This is a genomic window from Pseudomonas sp. DR48, from assembly GCF_019823085.1.
Lineage (GTDB): Bacteria > Pseudomonadota > Gammaproteobacteria > Pseudomonadales > Pseudomonadaceae > Aquipseudomonas.
Genome location: NZ_CP081946.1, coordinates 3,513,313 through 3,527,875, shown reverse-complemented (window position 1 = coordinate 3,527,875; position 14,563 = coordinate 3,513,313). Strand labels below are relative to the sequence as shown.

Below are 14,563 nucleotides of genomic sequence, written 5' to 3'. Positions count from 1 at the left end.
TTGGGCTGCCGGCCCTGCTGCGTCCAACTAATAAAAACCCGCCCTAGACATAAGAAAAACTTTATCCCATGAACCTGAAGTTTCTTGAGACCTTTGTCTGGGTCGCCCGCCTCAAGAGTTTTCGCCTGACGGCCGACAAGCTGTTCACCACCCAGGCGTCGATTTCCAGCCGCATCGCGGTGCTCGAAGGCGAGCTCGGCGTGAAGCTGTTCCTGCGCGATTCTCGCGGTGTGAGCCTGACGCCCGAAGGCCTGAAAGTGCTCGAATACGCCGAGCAGATGATGGACACCATGCAGGCGCTGAAGCAGTCGATCGAGACGCGCTCGAGCAAAGTCGGGCGTGTGCGGATTGGCGTGATGGACACGGTGATTCACACCTGGCTGAGCCCGTTGGTGGCGCAGATGATGGATCACTACCCATTGGTGGAAATCGAACTGGTAGCCGATACCGCGCTGAACCTCTGCGATCAGCTGCAAAAAGGCTTCCTTGATCTGATCCTGCAGACTGATCTGGTGCGCCAGGAAAGCGTGCGCAGCCTGGAGCTGGCGAGCCACCCGATGGGCTGGATCGTGGCAAGCAGCTCGATCTACAACCGCGAGTATTCAGGCATTGCCGACCTGGCGCGCGAACGGATCATTACTTACTCGAAAAACTCCCATCCGCATCAGGACATCCTGAGCCTGATGCAGGCGAACGGGATACTGACGCCCCGGCTCAATTGCGTGAATTCGGTGTCGGCGATTACCCGGTTGCTGCGCGACGGATTTGGCATTGGCGCATTGCCGCCGGTATTGGTGGCCGAGGAGCTGGCACGGGGGGAATTGACCCTGCTGGCCATCGATCAACGGCCACCGAATTTGCAGGTGGTGGTGTCGTGGCGGGTTGGGGTGGAATGGGTCGAGGAGATTGTGACCCTGTGTCAGCACGTGCTGGAGGGGTATGCGCAGAAGGTGGGCGAGGAGTACATCACGTTGAGTCGTTGAAGATGATCGTTCCCACGCTCTGCGTGGTAACGCCTCAACGGACGCTCCGCGTTCGGCTTTGGATGGGACGCGGAGCGTCCCGGGCTGCATTCCCACGCAAAGCGTGGGAACGATCATCGGCCTAGAGGCCGCGCACATCCCGGTCTACGATCGGCCGGCTCTGGCGCAGGCGTTTGCCGCCCAGCACCACCCAGTCGATCAGACGGAACAGGCATTCAATCCCGAACGACAGCAGCAACGCGCCGCTCATGCCCCAGATCATCGCTTCCGGCGTCAGCAGGATCTGGTAGCTGTAGCCGTACCAGGTTTCCTTGCGAATATCCGGGTCAGCGGCCAGCGCCACTTGCAGGAAGCGGATGTACCACGGGCCCTGCATGGCCTGGAACTGCTTGTCGAGTGCCAGCTGGCGGGTGAGCATGGTGCTCAGGCTGTCGGCGTCGCTGCGAAAGATCGGGTCTTCGCTTTCACGATAATGAGCGACCAGCGCCTGCATATCGCCCTTGAAGAACTCATTGGCCGTGCCCTGGAAACCATTCAAGCCGGTCTGGGCCTCGATCAGATGCGCTTCGACCCGTTTCGCGTAATCGCTGATAAACCCCGGCACCTGAACGCCAATCAACAGGCCCGCCGCAAACAACACCAGCCGTAGATAACTGAGCAACATGAGGGGTGAGTCCTTATTCGGTCTTGCCTTGGCTGACGCATTCGCCGCGTCGCCAGAGGCTCCATTGGCCCGGTTCGTAGCGGGTCCAGGTTTCGTTTTCGGTGAGAGGTTCGGTGGCGATCACGGTGACCACGTCGTTGGGCGTGGTTTCGGCCTGGAAATCGACGATCACATCGACATCTTTCAGACGCGCCGGGCCGAAAGGCGCACGACGGGTGATCTGTGCCAATTTGGTCGAGCAATAGCAGAACAACCAGTCACCGTCGCTGAGCAGGCAGTTGAATACGCCTTTGCTGCGGTACTCGGCGCAGGCGGCCACGAGGTCCGGCAACAAATCTTCGACTTCAACCGGCTCCGGGAACGCTGCACGAACACGGTTGAGCAGATCGCAGAATGCCGCTTCGCTGTCGGTATCGCCGACCGGACGATAGAAGCTGGCGGTCGGATTGAAATCGGCCAACTGACCGTTGTGGGCGAAACACCAGTTGCGCCCCCACAGTTCCCGCACGAACGGATGGGTGTTGGACAGGCAAACCTTGCCGACATTGGCCTGGCGAATGTGGCCGATCACCACTTCACTCTTGATCGGATAGCGTTGCACCAGGTTGGCGACTTCCGACTCGCAGCTTGCGGCCGGGTCCTGGAATAGCCGCAGGCCACGTCCCTCGTAGAAGGCGATGCCCCAACCATCACGGTGCGGGCCGGTGCGGCCGCCGCGCTGCATCAGCCCGGTGAAGCTGAACACGATATCGGTCGGCACATTGGCGCTCATGCCCAATAACTCACACATGCTCGGATTCTCGCTTCAAGGCCGGATTACAAACGCGGTTCGACCCGCAAACGCTGAGGGTTGCTCGGAACGGGTGGACGACCGTACCGATCATCGCCAGCCCCGCCGAAGGGCTGATCGTCTTCCGGTTCGTCGGCCCGGGCCGCGGCCTTGGCGGCAGCCGCCTGTTCCTTGCGAGCCCTGGACGCGCGTTCGATCGGAAAACGGATCGCCACGACCACCAGGTAAAGGCCGAAAGCGATCATGGCGTACATCAACAGGTCGGAAATCGCTCGCCAGGCGTTGTTGCCGACTTTGAAAGCCAGGTCCAGCGTGGTGATGGCAATGGCCGGGGCCACTTTTTCCTTCACCGGGTCGATGATGGTCGGGCTGAACAGCAGCACGGCGACCAGCAGTTGCAGCGGCTCACGCAACCAGCGCCACATCCAGCGGGTCATGCGCATCCACACCAGCAGGCAGCCTAAAGCGGCAAAGGCGTAGAGGCCCCAAGCGATCAGATAGTCGTTCTCGGTCATGGTGTCCATGGCAAGGCAGGCAAAGAGGCGCTTATAGTAACGACTTTTCGCACATCAGGCTTGTCCCAATGCCAGTCGGTCAAGACACAAGGCCGACCGAGACATCAAGATTTGCATTGCGCCTGCAAAACCCTATTTCGTACAACGCCCGAGAGCCCTTCATGCCCCTATCCGTCAACGTTTCCGTCGCGCCCATTGCCCGCAAGGCCAACGGGGATGATCCGTATGCCTGGCTGCAGGAGCGCGACACCGACGCGGTGCTCGATTACCTCCAGGCTGAAAACAGCTATCAAGAGGCGCAAACCGCCGATCAGGCCGGGCTGCGCGAAACCCTGTTCGAAGAGATCAAGGGCCGGATTCTCGAAACCGACCTGTCGCTGCCCTCCCCTTGGGGCCCGTACCTGTATTACACGCGCACCACGGCCGGTGACGAATACGCCCGTCATTACCGCTGCCCTCGCCCGGCCGATGACAGCCTGCAGCTCGACGAAGCCCGGGAGCAACTGCTGCTGGACCCGAACGAACTGGCCAAGGGCGGCTTCTTTTCCCTCGGCGCGTTCAGCATCAGCCCGGACCACCAACGCCTGGCCTACAGCATCGATTCCACCGGCGATGAGATTTACACGCTGTTCGTGAAGGAATTATCCAGCGGTCGTGTCAGCGAACTGGAGTTCCAGAACTGCGAAGGCAGCATGACCTGGGCCAACGACAGCCTGACACTGTTTTTCGGCGAACTGGACGACACCCACCGTCCGCACAAACTGTTGCGCTATCGACTGGACGGCACCGCAGCCGAAGAAGTCTTCAACGAGCCCGACGGCCGGTTCTTCCTGCATTGCTACCGTTCCAGTTCCGAGCAACAGTTGCTGTTGTCGCTGGGCAGCAAGACCACCAGCGAAGTCTGGGTCCTCGACGCCTCGCAGCCGCATCAGGCGTTCACCTGCATTGCGCCACGGGTGGAAGACCATGAGTACGACGTCGACCACGGCACGCTGAACGGTGAATGGACCTGGTTCATTCGCACCAACCGCGACGGTATCAATTTTGCCCTGTACACCGCCGTCGATACTGGCATGGCGCCGACCGAGGCCGACTGGCAGAACCTGATCCCCCACAGCGACACCACGATGATCGAGGGCATGAGCCTGAACCTCGGCGTGATGACCCTGAGCCTGCGTGAAGGTGGCTTGCCAATCATCGAGGTTCACCCACAGGAGCTGCCGCATTACCGCGTGCAACTGCCGGATGCGGCTTACAGCCTGCATGTGCAGAACAGCCTGGAGTTTGTCAGCGACAAAATCCGCCTGCGGTACGAGGCGCTGAACCGTCCGGCGCAAATCCGCCAGCTGGACCTGGCCAGCGGCGAACAGACCGTCCTCAAGCAAACCCCGGTACTGGGTCCGTTCGACGCCGATGACTACGTGAGCCAACGCTTGTGGGCCACTGCGCCCGATGGCACACAAGTACCGATCAGCCTTGTGGTCAAACGCGAAGCACTCGGAAAACCTGTACCGCTATATCTGTACGGCTACGGCGCCTACGGCGAAAGCCTTGACCCGTGGTTCTCCCACGCCCGTTTGAGCCTGCTGGATCGTGGCGTCGCGTTTGCCATAGCTCACGTGCGGGGCGGCGGCGAGCTCGGCGAAGCCTGGTACCGCGCCGGCAAGCAGGAACACAAGCACAACACCTTCAGCGATTTCATCGCCTGTGCCGAACACTTGATCGCCAACGGTTTCACCACGCCCCCTCAATTGGCGATCAGCGGCGGCAGCGCCGGTGGCTTGCTGATCGGTGCGGTGCTCAATCAGCGTCCTGACCTGTTCGGCGCGGCGATTGCCGAGGTGCCGTTCGTCGATGTGCTCAACACCATGCTCGACCCGGACCTGCCGTTGACCGTTACCGAATACGACGAGTGGGGCAATCCCGAAGAGCCGGACGTCTATGATCGGATCAAGGCCTACGCCCCGTACGAAAACGTCACCGCGCAAGCCTATCCGGCGATGCTGGTGATTGCCGGCTACAACGACAGTCGCGTGCAGTACTGGGAAGCGGCGAAGTGGGTGGCGAAATTACGCGCGACCAAGACCGACAATAATCCGCTGCTGCTCAAGACCGAATTGGGTGCTGGCCACGGCGGGATGAGCGGCCGTTATCAGGGATTGCGTGACGTAGCACTCGAATACGCATTTGTTTTCAAGGTTTGGGGAATTGCCTGAGGAACTTGGCCCGGCGTTTTGGTCTTAAGACCAGACGCCGGGACCCGATACACGCATATCCTTGTGGGAGCGGGCTTGCCCGCGATGAGGCAATCAGACTCAACATCAACGTTGGCTGTGACACCGTCATCGCGGGCAAGCTCGCTCCCACAATGGGTTTGTGGTGAGTCCAGATCCTGAACAGAACCAGACAGACACAAGAAAAAAAGACCGTGCCGACATGTCAGAACCGACCTTACTGAACAACGAAATCCGCGACTGGCTGATGGATTGCGGCCTTTTCGATCAATTGCTGCCGGCAGACTTCGCGGCCGCTTCAGGCTACTTCAGCATCAGCACCATCGCCCAGGGCGAAGAGATTTTCCACGAAGGCGATGCTGGCAGTTTCATGTGCATCATCCATACCGGCCAGGTGTCGGTGCAGAAGACTAACGGCGACGGGCAACTGGTGACCATGGCCACCTTGCGCAGCGGTCGCTCGTTCGGCGAAATGGCCGTGCTCGATGGTGAACGGCGCTCGGCCAGTTGCGTGGCCGCCAGTCACTGCCAGCTGCTGAACCTGGGCAAGGACTCTCTAGAAAAGATGATCAACGAGGCGCCGAAAATCGCCGCCAAGATTATCCGCGCCCTCGCCGTCGCCCTCTCCAAACGCTTGCGCATGGCCGACGGGCAACTGATCTCGCAGCAGATCTAACCGCCGGGCGACTTGTCCTTTGTGTTGTTTGGCTCAATGCCCGGTACCGGCTGATCCTTGGTCGGCGGACTGGGCATCTCGATCGGCACCAACGGTGGACCACCGCTGCCCTGCCCGGCCCTGGGCAGGGGCGTCGGAGTGATTTGCGGGTAAGGCGTAGGTGTTGCGGTGCCGGGCGACCCCGGCAGCGGCGCGGGGCTGGTTGGAAGGGTTTGCAATTGCTGGGCCTGCACTGCAGTTATCGAGAGCGCGGCCAAGGCAATGACCGTTAGAATGGTGCGCTTCATCAATGGCTCCGTTGGCCTTGTTGTCATTGGCAGGCTACTCCCAACTGCCTCTGTTTGCCTTCCCCCAATTTGAGATTTCCATGAAACGTTTTGTTCTGCTCGACACCGCCCCTATCCCCGAGAACGGCGGCGCCCTTTGCCTGTTCGAGTATGGCGAGGATTTCGTCATCAAGATCCAGGGTGGCGATGGCGGGCAGTTGATGAACACCCGCATGCACGGTTCCGAGGATGCCCTGGCCGAAATCCCGTGCCGCAAGGTGGCGGGTCGGCCCGATTCGCGCGTGCTGATTGGCGGCCTGGGCATGGGCTTCACCCTCGCCTCGGCCCTCAAGCATTTGGGCAAGACCGCGCAAGTGGTGGTCGCCGAACTGGTGCCCGGCGTTGTGGAATGGAACCGTGGTCCACTGGGCGAGAAATCCGGGAATCCGCTGCTCGACCCGAGGACGGTGATCCGCATGGAGGATGTGGCCAAGGTCCTGCAAGCCGAGCCACAAGGTTTCGACGCGATCATGCTCGACGTCGACAACGGTCCCGAAGGCTTGACCCAGAAGGCCAACAGCTGGCTCTACTCCGCCGGTGGTTTGAACGCTTGCGCCAAGGCGCTGCGGCCCAAAGGCGTGCTGGCCGTGTGGTCGGCAAGTGCGGACCGGCAGTTTTCCGACAAGCTGAAAAAGGCCGGTTTCAAGGCCGAAGAAGTCCAGGTCTTCGCCCACGGCAACAAAGGCACACGTCATACCATCTGGATTGCCGAGAAGCTCAAGGGCTGAGCTAAACTGCTCCTATACCGTCATTAGTCTTTTACAAAGGTGAACCCATGAGTTCGTCAACGCCTCCGTCCAACACGTCGAAGCTGGACCGCATCCTTGCCGACAACCAGCGCGACAAGGAAATGGGTTACCGCGACAAGGCCCTGAAAATGTACCCGCACGTGTGTGGCCGTTGCGCCCGCGAGTTCTCTGGCAAACGCCTGAGTGAACTGACCGTGCACCACCGCGACCACAACCACGACAACAACCCGCAGGACGGCTCGAACTGGGAATTGTTGTGCCTGTATTGCCATGACAACGAACACTCGCGGTACACCGACCAACAGTATTTCGACGAAGGCTCGCTCAGCAGCCCGAAAATCGCCAAGGCGACGCACAACCCGTTTGCGGCGTTGGCGGGGTTGATGAAGAAAGACGACTGAAATTTTAGTTGCCTGATGCTGATCGTTCCCACGCTCTGCGTGGGAATGCAGCCCGGGACGCTCCGCGTCCCTTCACAGCCGGACGCGGAGCGTCCGTTGAGGCATTCCCACGCAGAGCGTGGGAACGATCACTGCCCGCCCTCCCCCAATCCCCGTATAATCGCCGTTTTTTCCCCGAAGGCACCCCGCTCGTGGCAGACAAACGGTACAGCTGCATTGGTTTGTATAACCCCAAATCACCGGAAAACGTCGGCTCGGTGATGCGCGCCGCCGGCTGCTATGGCGTGGCGTCCGTGTTCTACACCGGCAAGCGCTATGAGCGCGCCGCTGATTTCGTCACTGACACCAAGCGCGTCCACTACGACATTCCGCTGATCGGCATCGACGACCTGAAGAAAATCCTGCCCCTGGGCTGCGTGCCCGTCGCGGTGGAGCTGGTCGAAGGCGCTCGCTCGCTGCCGGAATACACGCACCCGGATCGCGCGCTGTACATCTTCGGCCCGGAAGACGGCTCGCTGGATAAAGAGATTCGCGACTGGTGCGAAGACGTGGTCTATATCCCGACCACCGGTTGCATGAACCTCGCCGCCACCGTCAACGTCGTGCTGTACGACCGCATGTCCAAGGGACTCAACACCCGTTCCGGATCGAAATTCCGCTGAATCACCCGACATCCGATGGAACAAGCCGACCGCCCTGGCAGTCAGCTTAACTATCTATTCTTGAAGCAGCGATTCCGCCAGGAGACAGATCATGAACGAACTCAAACGCGTAGAACGCATCGAATCCACCCCGTTCCAGACTCATTCCGATCAGAACGTACAGGGTTGGGAGCGCATCGGCTCCCTGGCCGGTGGCGTGGTGATGATGGGCAAAGGGCTGCGTCGCGGCGGTGTGTTCGGCTTGATTCAAGTGGCGATCGGCGGCGTGGCACTGGCCCGTGGCATTACCGGGCACAGCTCGGTCAAGAGCCTGCTGGAAAAGAGCCGTCAGGACATGAACAACGTGCGGGCAAAGATTCAGCGGGCCGGTGAAGAGTTGAACCAGTTGAAGGCCAACGCCGAGGCGGCGACCAAAACCGCTACCGTGACCGGGAACGATTCGTTGAAATCGCCTGAAACCGGGGTTTGACTTCTTAGGATAAAAGATCGCAGCCTCGTTTCACTCGACAGCTCCTACAGGGATACACATTCCAATGTAGGAGCTGTCGAGTGAAACGAGGCTGCGATCTTTTGATTTTCTATTGCAGCAACTCGGTATCGAGGACTTTGGAAGACTCGCCGATCACACTTTCCGCGAGCTGGACGAATTCCTTGGTGTCCACACTCTCCAGGTGCATCGCCCCGCGCAATACATCATCCAACGAGCGCTTGTTGCGGGTTTTCAAGCGAATCTCGCGATCCAGCTCCTGCAGCAACAGCACCGCTTTCGACACCTGCGCCGGGTTGATCTGCTCGCCCCGTAACGTCGTGACTTTCTGGCCGTCCCTGGCCAGTTTCTTCTGCAAACCCTCATACCGCTCATCACTCATGCCGCCGGCGCGACGCACCAGCTCAATGGCGTAATACTCGGCAAACCCTTCGCTGATCCAGTCGCTGCGCTGCTGATCGTTGATCCTCCCGAACACCTGCGCCAACTCACGCACCACCGCACTGGTGCCGCTTTCGCTCACCAACGGCAGGCGTGAGTTCAGGTAGATCGATTCGTGGGCGCCCAGACTGCCGCGCCACATCGGGTCGTTGGCGCCGACGATCAGCAGCTTGGTCGGATGGCGCGGATACACCGCCTGTACTTGCGGCCAGACAAACGTCAGCAAGGTCAGCACGTCCATGCGGTGCATGCCCTGACCCCGAGGCGACGCCACGGTGACTTCGGTTTCGCCAAGCCGGGTGCGACGGCTGCCCAGGTGACCGGCGAGCATCCAGCCCGTGGGCCGGTCGAACAGTCGAGAGACGTTATCCACGCGGAATTTGTTCTTGCCGACTCGCGGCCACGCGGTCTCGACGCTTTTCCAGCCGTTGGGCAATTCGAATTCAAGGCGTGAAACCAGTTCGATGCCGTCCTGCTGATCGAGTTTGGCGGGCGGCACCAGGTCGTCGCCTCGCATCAACGCCCAGGTCGGGGTCATGCGGGTGTCGAAGCTGCCGTTCTTGCGCCCGTGGCTGATGCGCACGCGGTAACTCAGGCTGGCCTTGTCCGCAGCCGGATGCCAGACACCGCGCGCCTGTTTGCCCGGGGTGAGTTTCCATTGGCCGTCGGCCTTGAAGTCGCTGTAAAGGCTGCCATCGCCCAGGTCAAAATCCAGGCTGCGCACCGCGGAGCCCTGAGCCAGGGTGAGTCGCACCTCCGCCTGGTCACTTTGCGGCAACAGGCGCACGTGGTAGTCCAGATCGATCTTCTTCGCCGCCCACACGGACGAACTCAGGAGCAACAGCCCAACGGCCAACGCCCGGCGCAATCCCACAGCCATACACACTCCTTCGTGACACGTTAAAACCGACAGCGCTTAACCCGCCCGGAAGATCAGATGATCTTCCCAGTCATCTTCGGCCACACTGCCTTCGGCAAGCATGCGCCCGGACTGGGAAATACGTTCGTGATGCACCGCATCGCGATCACCGCACACCAGGTGATGCCAAAGCGGCAGGTCCTTGCCTTCGCTGACCAGGCGATAGCCGCAGGTCGGCGGCAGCCATTTGAACTCGTCAGCCTTGCCCGGCGTGAGCTGGATGCAATCGGGCACAAAGTCGCGCCGGTTCGGGTAATCGGTGCACTGACAGGTTTTCAGGTCCAGCAGTTTGCAGGCGATACGTGTGTAATAGACGGAATTATCGTCTTCATCTTCGAGCTTTTGCAGGCAGCACAAGCCACAGCCATCGCACAGCGATTCCCATTCCTCTTGATCGAGTTGATCGAGGGTTTTGCGTATCCAGAACGGTTCGACTTTGGCGGCCATGGCTCAAGCATCAATATCAGGTGGTGAAAAGGCCGCCAGTCTAGTGCCAAGGCCCTTGCGGGCCAAGCATTGGCGACTGCCGGTAGAACGGGCTTGTCAGTTTTTGCGCCGCCACGTAGCTTTGCCAGTCGCAAGGAGCCATGCCCGGATGCCATTAACGCTCGACCGCGTTGCATTCAGGTGAACTGCCAGGCTCTCGACAAACCTTAGCGCCCAGCTCAACTGCGCCTGCAGGTGTCAGACGACCCTCACTTTCAAACGTTGCAAGGAATCTCTTGATGAGTGCAAATCAACGCGTTGCCGACTATGCGATCCATCCTCAGTTCACCGATCGCTGGTCTCCCCGCGCCTTCACCGGCGAAACCATTCCGGAAGAAACCCTGCTGAGCTTTTTCGAAGCGGCACGCTGGGCGCCTTCGGCATACAACTCGCAACCTTGGCGATTCCTGTACGCGCGCCGCGACACGCCAAACTGGGAGCGTTATCTAGGTCTGCTGAACGAATTCAACCGTTCCTGGGCACAACATGCCTCGGCGCTGGTGATCGTGATCTCGAAAACCACTTTCACGGCCCCGGGTGCCACCGAGGAAACCCCGGCCCTGTGGCACACCTTCGACACTGGGTCGGCATGGGGCCATCTGGCGCTGCAAGCAAGCATCAGCGGCTGGCACACCCACGGCATGGCCGGTTTCGATCAGGAACTGACCCGCAAGGAGCTGAACATCCCTGAAGGTTATGCGCTGCACGCAGCGGTAGCGGTGGGCAAACTGGGTGACAAGGCGACGCTCGCCGATTACCTGCAAGCCCGTGAAGAACCAAGCCCGCGCCGCCCGCTGAGCGAGCTGGCGGCAGAAGGCGATTTCACCCTCTAAGCCACACTGCAAAACCAATGTGGGAGCGAGCCTGCTCGCGATGGCGGTGTATCAGTGACAGAGGAACTGACTGATATGCCGCTATCGCGAGCAGGCTCGCTCCCACATTTTTGATGGGTGGTGATTTCAATACCCGCGATTGAAATCCACTTCCCCGCGCAGCGCTTCACCCGCCTGATACGCCCGCAAGTTTTCGACGAACAGGTTGACCATCATCGGTGGTGAGGTCGGCGCGGAACTGTGCCCTGTGAGCAACAAGCCCCAGGCAGTCCAGAATGGATGGCGCTGTGGCAGCGGCTCCTGACGGCAGACGTCGATCACCGCACCCGCCAGGTGCCCTTCCTTCAAAGCCTCAACCAGGTCTGCATCGACCACCGCCACACCGCGCCCGACGTTGATGAACACCCCGGTCGGCTTGAACTGCTTGAACAGTGCCGCATCGTACAAGTCATGGGTATTGGGGGTGTTCGGCAGCAGGTTGATCACGTAGTCCACTTCACCGACCAGACGCGGCAAGTCCGCCAGCGCGCCGACTTCGACAAACGGCGCCTGCTCGCGGGCTTCGCTGGCGATGCCGTATAACTCGACGCCAAACGGCAGCAAAAATTGCGCGACGGTGCGGCCGATGTCGCCCGTGCCGACGATCAACACTTTGCGTCCCGCCAGGCTTTGACCCTGACGGCTGTCCCACTTGCGCTCGACCTGGCTGACCAGACGCGGCAGCACTTCGCGCTCGTGGCCAAGCATGTAGGTCAGCACGTATTCAGCCATGACCTGGCCAAAAATCCCCACGGCACGCGTCAGGCGGTAGTGGCGCGGCAAGCCGTCGGCCAACAATGGCGTGATGCCCGCCCAGGTCGATTGCAGCCATTGCGGCTGATGGCCCTGACGCAGCAGGGTGGCCAGCAGATCTGGCTGGCCGAGCCAGATCGGGCAGTCGGCGGCCTGGCGGGCCAGTTCGGCGGAGTCACCGCTGGTCAGCACGTCCAGCTCAGGCGCGGCCTGACGCAGCAATTGGGCATAAACAGGGTGATCGTGTTCAGCAATCAGAACGCGCATGGTTCAAACCTTTCAAAAACAGTGCACACGGCCACCGACGGAGAATTCCCCCATCGTCCTGGCCATTGCCAAAAATTATTCCAGTTTTTCACACAGACGCTGAACAGCGCCTGTCTGCGGCTCACATCGGGTCGTTGCGTCGCAGCAACTCTTCCGGCAAGTGTTCGATGTATTCGTCTTCCGCCGGCGGCATTTGCAGGTGGTAACCCTGCTTCTCAAGGTTTTCCAGGACCACGGTGATGTCCTCGCGCGACAGTTTGCGCTCGGGGGTCAGGACCAGGTCGAAAGCGTGATGGGGTTTGCCGAAAGCGGCCATCAGGCTTTCCGGGACGCGCTCCAGTGCATCGCTTTTGAGCACATAGAGGTACATCTCGTTTTTCTTCAGGCTTCGGTAGATGGAACAAATACGTTTCAAGGCTGTTCTCCGGCGGTGGCCAGGCTGTCGAGCAGCGCCTGGCCCATCAATTCGCGGCGCCAGCCACGCAGCGAATCAGGCAATTGGTATGGACCGTTGGGATAGCCGCTCTTGAGCAGCGCTTCCAGGGTTTTCTTGCGCAGCATCAGCTCCGGCGCAATGTTCAGGCGCTCTGCTTCAGCCTGGCCGATCGCTCGCAGCTGTTTGACCAGCGCCGCAGCGTCCACCGGCAAAGGCTCCGGCACCGCAGGCGGCCACTGATCAGGCGACACACTGCCAGAGCGCTTGATCAGATCAAGCAGAAATTCGCCGTCCTGACGCACGGTACGCGGGTGCATGTCTTCGATTTTCGCCAACGCTGCGAGGTTGTCCGGCTGAGTCCGCGCCAACGGCCACAGCGAATGCTCACGCACGATGCGATTGCGTGGCAAATCACGGGCGCGAGCCTCACGCTCACGCCAGGCGCAGAGTTCACGCAATACGGCCAGTTGGGCGCGGGACAGCTTCCAGGCCAGTTTGGCTTCGCGATAGACCTCGTACGGATCGACCTCGCGGCGCAGGTTGGCGACCAGCTCAGCGCCGTCTTCCAGGACCCAGGCGTATTTGTCGTCAGAAAGCTTCGGACGAAGCTGTACGAAAACTTCCGCCAGGTGCAAGGCATCTTCGGCGGCGTAGCTGATTTGGGTGTCGGAAAGCGGACGTTGCAGCCAGTCGGAACGGGTCTCGCCCTTGGGCAGGTCGATGCCGAGCACCTCCTGTACCAACCGCGAATACCCCATGGAGAAACCGAGGTTCAAGTAAGCGGCGGCCAGTTGGGTATCGAACAGCGGCGTCGGCAGACTGCCGGTCAGGCGCAACAAGACTTCGAGGTCTTCACTGCACGCATGGACGACTTTGACCACCGCCGGGTTTTCCAGCAATGCGGCCAAAGGCTGCCAGTTATCGATGGTCAGCGGGTCGATCAGGTAAGCGCGTACGCCATCGCCAATCTGCAGCAGGCCTGCGATCGGGTAAAAGGTGTCGACCCGCATGAATTCGGTGTCGAGGGCAACGAACGGCAGTTGCTGCCACTCGGCGCAAAACTGACCGAGGCTTTCGTTGTCGCGAATCCAGTGAATATCGATGGCCACACGGCTCTCCCTTGAAGAATGGCGCGCAGTATATATCGCCCCCGGCGATTTCCGCGCATCCACTGAACAAGAGCTTTAGCGAAAAGGCCTGCCAGACGGCAAGAAATGTCTGACAAGTGGAGGCTAGCCTGCCTTACGCAAAACATAGACGCGCGTCCGCGCGCAGCCCGGCAGGAAATCCTGATGGCTGAGCAAGCAGAATCCCGCACGCTTGAATTCAGCTTCGACCTCGGCCTTGCTGGCCAGATACTGGGGCTGAGCACCCACCGCGCCCGAGCGCTGGAGCTTGAAATACGCATCGACCCGTACCGCCACAATCACCGTGTCGCGGCTGACTCGATGGAATTCCTTGAGCATGGCCAACCGATGTTCGGCGCTATCGATGTCTTGAAACAGATGCATGCAAAAAATGCAATCGACCGCATTCTCCGGCAAGCCAATGTCGAAGGCCGAGCTCTGAAAGGTCTTGATCCGCTTGAGCAGACTCTGCGGATGGTGAGTCTGGGCGTGATTGAGCATGTCCTGCGACGGATCGGAGGCGAGGATCACGCGGTTCGCGTGCTCGGCCAACACCGGCCAGAAACGCCCGGCACCGCAAGCCACATCCAGAATCAAGCCTGGCTCGCCGGCGACCTTGAGCGCGCTGCGCACCAACTGCTCATCGCGCCAGAACGCCCAGCGACCCGCCAAGCCACGCGGTCGCGGCTGAAGACAGACGCGAGTGTGTTCCTGGTCGTAGCGCCGTGCGAACTCAAGTTCAATGGCTGATGGAGGTTGCGCAGACATGTGCAAT

General features: G+C 60.4%; 18 protein-coding genes. 8 read left to right on the top strand and 10 right to left on the bottom strand.

Going from position 1 to position 14,563, the window contains the following annotated elements; translation table 11 throughout:
- Positions 1-68: 68 nt before the first annotated feature.
- Positions 69-983 (top strand): LysR family transcriptional regulator, encoded by a 915-nt coding sequence (locus K5K95_RS15960; protein WP_222590201.1) that lies wholly within the window; start codon positions 69-71, stop codon positions 981-983.
- A 121-nt stretch (positions 984-1,104) separates the two neighbouring features.
- On the opposite strand, the gene K5K95_RS15955 is transcribed toward K5K95_RS15960, so the two are convergent.
- From K5K95_RS15955 to K5K95_RS15945, 3 genes are read right to left on the bottom strand one after another with little or no spacing between them, the layout of a single operon-like run.
- Positions 1,105-1,647 (bottom strand): DUF2937 family protein, encoded by a 543-nt coding sequence (locus tag K5K95_RS15955; protein ID WP_222590200.1) that lies wholly within the window; start codon positions 1,645-1,647, stop codon positions 1,105-1,107.
- Positions 1,648-1,660: 13 nt separating this feature from the next.
- Positions 1,661-2,437, bottom strand: a complete 777-nt coding sequence (locus K5K95_RS15950) for a class II glutamine amidotransferase (RefSeq protein ID WP_090181320.1) — start codon at positions 2,435-2,437, stop codon at positions 1,661-1,663.
- Between the two features lie 26 nt (positions 2,438-2,463).
- Positions 2,464-2,961 carry an MFS transporter gene (locus tag K5K95_RS15945; protein WP_222590199.1) on the bottom strand — a complete coding sequence of 166 codons (498 nt, stop codon included), beginning with the start codon at positions 2,959-2,961 and terminating at the stop codon, positions 2,464-2,466.
- Between the two features lie 152 nt (positions 2,962-3,113).
- On the opposite strand from K5K95_RS15945, the gene K5K95_RS15940 reads away from it, so the two are divergent.
- Complete coding sequence (locus K5K95_RS15940; protein WP_222590198.1) at positions 3,114-5,168, top strand: S9 family peptidase; 2,055 nt, start codon at positions 3,114-3,116, stop codon at positions 5,166-5,168.
- 220 nt (positions 5,169-5,388) lie between these two features.
- Positions 5,389-5,862, top strand: coding sequence for a cyclic nucleotide-binding domain-containing protein (locus K5K95_RS15935; protein WP_222590197.1), 474 nt, complete (start codon positions 5,389-5,391; stop codon positions 5,860-5,862).
- On the opposite strand, the gene K5K95_RS15930 is transcribed toward K5K95_RS15935, so the two are convergent.
- A complete protein-coding gene (locus tag K5K95_RS15930; RefSeq protein ID WP_222590196.1) occupies positions 5,859-6,149 on the bottom strand; it encodes a hypothetical protein in 291 nt (96 codons plus the stop codon). The two genes, K5K95_RS15935 and K5K95_RS15930, sit on opposite strands and share 4 nt — an antisense overlap.
- A gap of 80 nt (positions 6,150-6,229) precedes the next feature.
- On the opposite strand from K5K95_RS15930, the gene K5K95_RS15925 reads away from it, so the two are divergent.
- The 4 genes from K5K95_RS15925 to K5K95_RS15910 all read left to right on the top strand — a co-directional run bounded on the left by K5K95_RS15925 (position 6,230) and on the right by K5K95_RS15910 (position 8,469).
- A complete protein-coding gene (locus K5K95_RS15925) occupies positions 6,230-6,916 on the top strand; it encodes a spermidine synthase (protein WP_222590195.1) in 687 nt (228 codons plus the stop codon).
- A gap of 47 nt (positions 6,917-6,963) precedes the next feature.
- A complete protein-coding gene (locus K5K95_RS15920; protein ID WP_090181308.1) occupies positions 6,964-7,338 on the top strand; it encodes a YajD family HNH nuclease in 375 nt (124 codons plus the stop codon).
- Positions 7,339-7,529: 191 nt separating this feature from the next.
- Entirely contained in the window at positions 7,530-8,000 is a 471-nt protein-coding gene (locus K5K95_RS15915; RefSeq protein ID WP_090181306.1) for an RNA methyltransferase, read from the top strand.
- A 91-nt stretch (positions 8,001-8,091) separates the two neighbouring features.
- Positions 8,092-8,469, top strand: coding sequence for a DUF2892 domain-containing protein (locus tag K5K95_RS15910; RefSeq protein WP_222590194.1), 378 nt, complete (start codon positions 8,092-8,094; stop codon positions 8,467-8,469).
- A gap of 109 nt (positions 8,470-8,578) precedes the next feature.
- Here the strand turns inward: K5K95_RS15910 and K5K95_RS15905 are convergent, their stop codons facing one another.
- A complete protein-coding gene (locus tag K5K95_RS15905) occupies positions 8,579-9,808 on the bottom strand; it encodes a hypothetical protein (protein WP_222590193.1) in 1,230 nt (409 codons plus the stop codon).
- A 36-nt stretch (positions 9,809-9,844) separates the two neighbouring features.
- Positions 9,845-10,294 (bottom strand): YcgN family cysteine cluster protein, encoded by a 450-nt coding sequence (locus K5K95_RS15900; RefSeq protein WP_007898698.1) that lies wholly within the window; start codon positions 10,292-10,294, stop codon positions 9,845-9,847.
- A gap of 278 nt (positions 10,295-10,572) precedes the next feature.
- Here K5K95_RS15900 and K5K95_RS15895 point away from each other — a divergent pair, with 278 nt between their 5' ends.
- Positions 10,573-11,166 (top strand): nitroreductase family protein, encoded by a 594-nt coding sequence (locus K5K95_RS15895; RefSeq protein WP_222590192.1) that lies wholly within the window; start codon positions 10,573-10,575, stop codon positions 11,164-11,166.
- A gap of 126 nt (positions 11,167-11,292) precedes the next feature.
- Here the strand turns inward: K5K95_RS15895 and K5K95_RS15890 are convergent, their stop codons facing one another.
- The 4 genes from K5K95_RS15890 to K5K95_RS15875 all read right to left on the bottom strand — a co-directional run bounded on the left by K5K95_RS15890 (position 11,293) and on the right by K5K95_RS15875 (position 14,556).
- Entirely contained in the window at positions 11,293-12,225 is a 933-nt protein-coding gene (locus tag K5K95_RS15890; RefSeq protein ID WP_222590191.1) for a D-2-hydroxyacid dehydrogenase, read from the bottom strand.
- Between the two features lie 121 nt (positions 12,226-12,346).
- A complete protein-coding gene (locus tag K5K95_RS15885) occupies positions 12,347-12,640 on the bottom strand; it encodes a YcgL domain-containing protein (protein WP_007898694.1) in 294 nt (97 codons plus the stop codon).
- Positions 12,637-13,770 (bottom strand): ribonuclease D, encoded by a 1,134-nt coding sequence (rnd, locus tag K5K95_RS15880; protein ID WP_222590190.1) that lies wholly within the window; start codon positions 13,768-13,770, stop codon positions 12,637-12,639. Before rnd ends, K5K95_RS15885 begins: the two co-directional genes overlap by 4 nt.
- A gap of 123 nt (positions 13,771-13,893) precedes the next feature.
- Positions 13,894-14,556, bottom strand: a complete 663-nt coding sequence (locus tag K5K95_RS15875) for a class I SAM-dependent methyltransferase (protein ID WP_222590189.1) — start codon at positions 14,554-14,556, stop codon at positions 13,894-13,896.
- Between the last annotated feature and the right edge of the window lie 7 nt (positions 14,557-14,563).

Bases quoted from the DNA above. Each gene is read 5' to 3' on its own strand.
- K5K95_RS15960 (WP_222590201.1), top strand. From the start codon at position 69: ATGAACCTGAAGTTTCTTGAGACCTTTGTCTGGGTCGCCCGCCTCAAG.
- K5K95_RS15955 (WP_222590200.1), bottom strand. From the start codon at position 1,647: ATGTTGCTCAGTTATCTACGGCTGGTGTTGTTTGCGGCGGGCCTGTTG.
- K5K95_RS15950 (WP_090181320.1), bottom strand. From the start codon at position 2,437: ATGTGTGAGTTATTGGGCATGAGCGCCAATGTGCCGACCGATATCGTG.
- K5K95_RS15945 (WP_222590199.1), bottom strand. From the start codon at position 2,961: ATGGACACCATGACCGAGAACGACTATCTGATCGCTTGGGGCCTCTAC.
- K5K95_RS15940 (WP_222590198.1), top strand. From the start codon at position 3,114: ATGCCCCTATCCGTCAACGTTTCCGTCGCGCCCATTGCCCGCAAGGCC.
- K5K95_RS15935 (WP_222590197.1), top strand. From the start codon at position 5,389: ATGTCAGAACCGACCTTACTGAACAACGAAATCCGCGACTGGCTGATG.
- K5K95_RS15930 (WP_222590196.1), bottom strand. From the start codon at position 6,149: ATGAAGCGCACCATTCTAACGGTCATTGCCTTGGCCGCGCTCTCGATA.
- K5K95_RS15925 (WP_222590195.1), top strand. From the start codon at position 6,230: ATGAAACGTTTTGTTCTGCTCGACACCGCCCCTATCCCCGAGAACGGC.
- K5K95_RS15920 (WP_090181308.1), top strand. From the start codon at position 6,964: ATGAGTTCGTCAACGCCTCCGTCCAACACGTCGAAGCTGGACCGCATC.
- K5K95_RS15910 (WP_222590194.1), top strand. From the start codon at position 8,092: ATGAACGAACTCAAACGCGTAGAACGCATCGAATCCACCCCGTTCCAG.
- K5K95_RS15905 (WP_222590193.1), bottom strand. From the start codon at position 9,808: ATGGCTGTGGGATTGCGCCGGGCGTTGGCCGTTGGGCTGTTGCTCCTG.
- K5K95_RS15900 (WP_007898698.1), bottom strand. From the start codon at position 10,294: ATGGCCGCCAAAGTCGAACCGTTCTGGATACGCAAAACCCTCGATCAA.
- K5K95_RS15895 (WP_222590192.1), top strand. From the start codon at position 10,573: ATGAGTGCAAATCAACGCGTTGCCGACTATGCGATCCATCCTCAGTTC.
- K5K95_RS15890 (WP_222590191.1), bottom strand. From the start codon at position 12,225: ATGCGCGTTCTGATTGCTGAACACGATCACCCTGTTTATGCCCAATTG.
- K5K95_RS15875 (WP_222590189.1), bottom strand. From the start codon at position 14,556: ATGTCTGCGCAACCTCCATCAGCCATTGAACTTGAGTTCGCACGGCGC.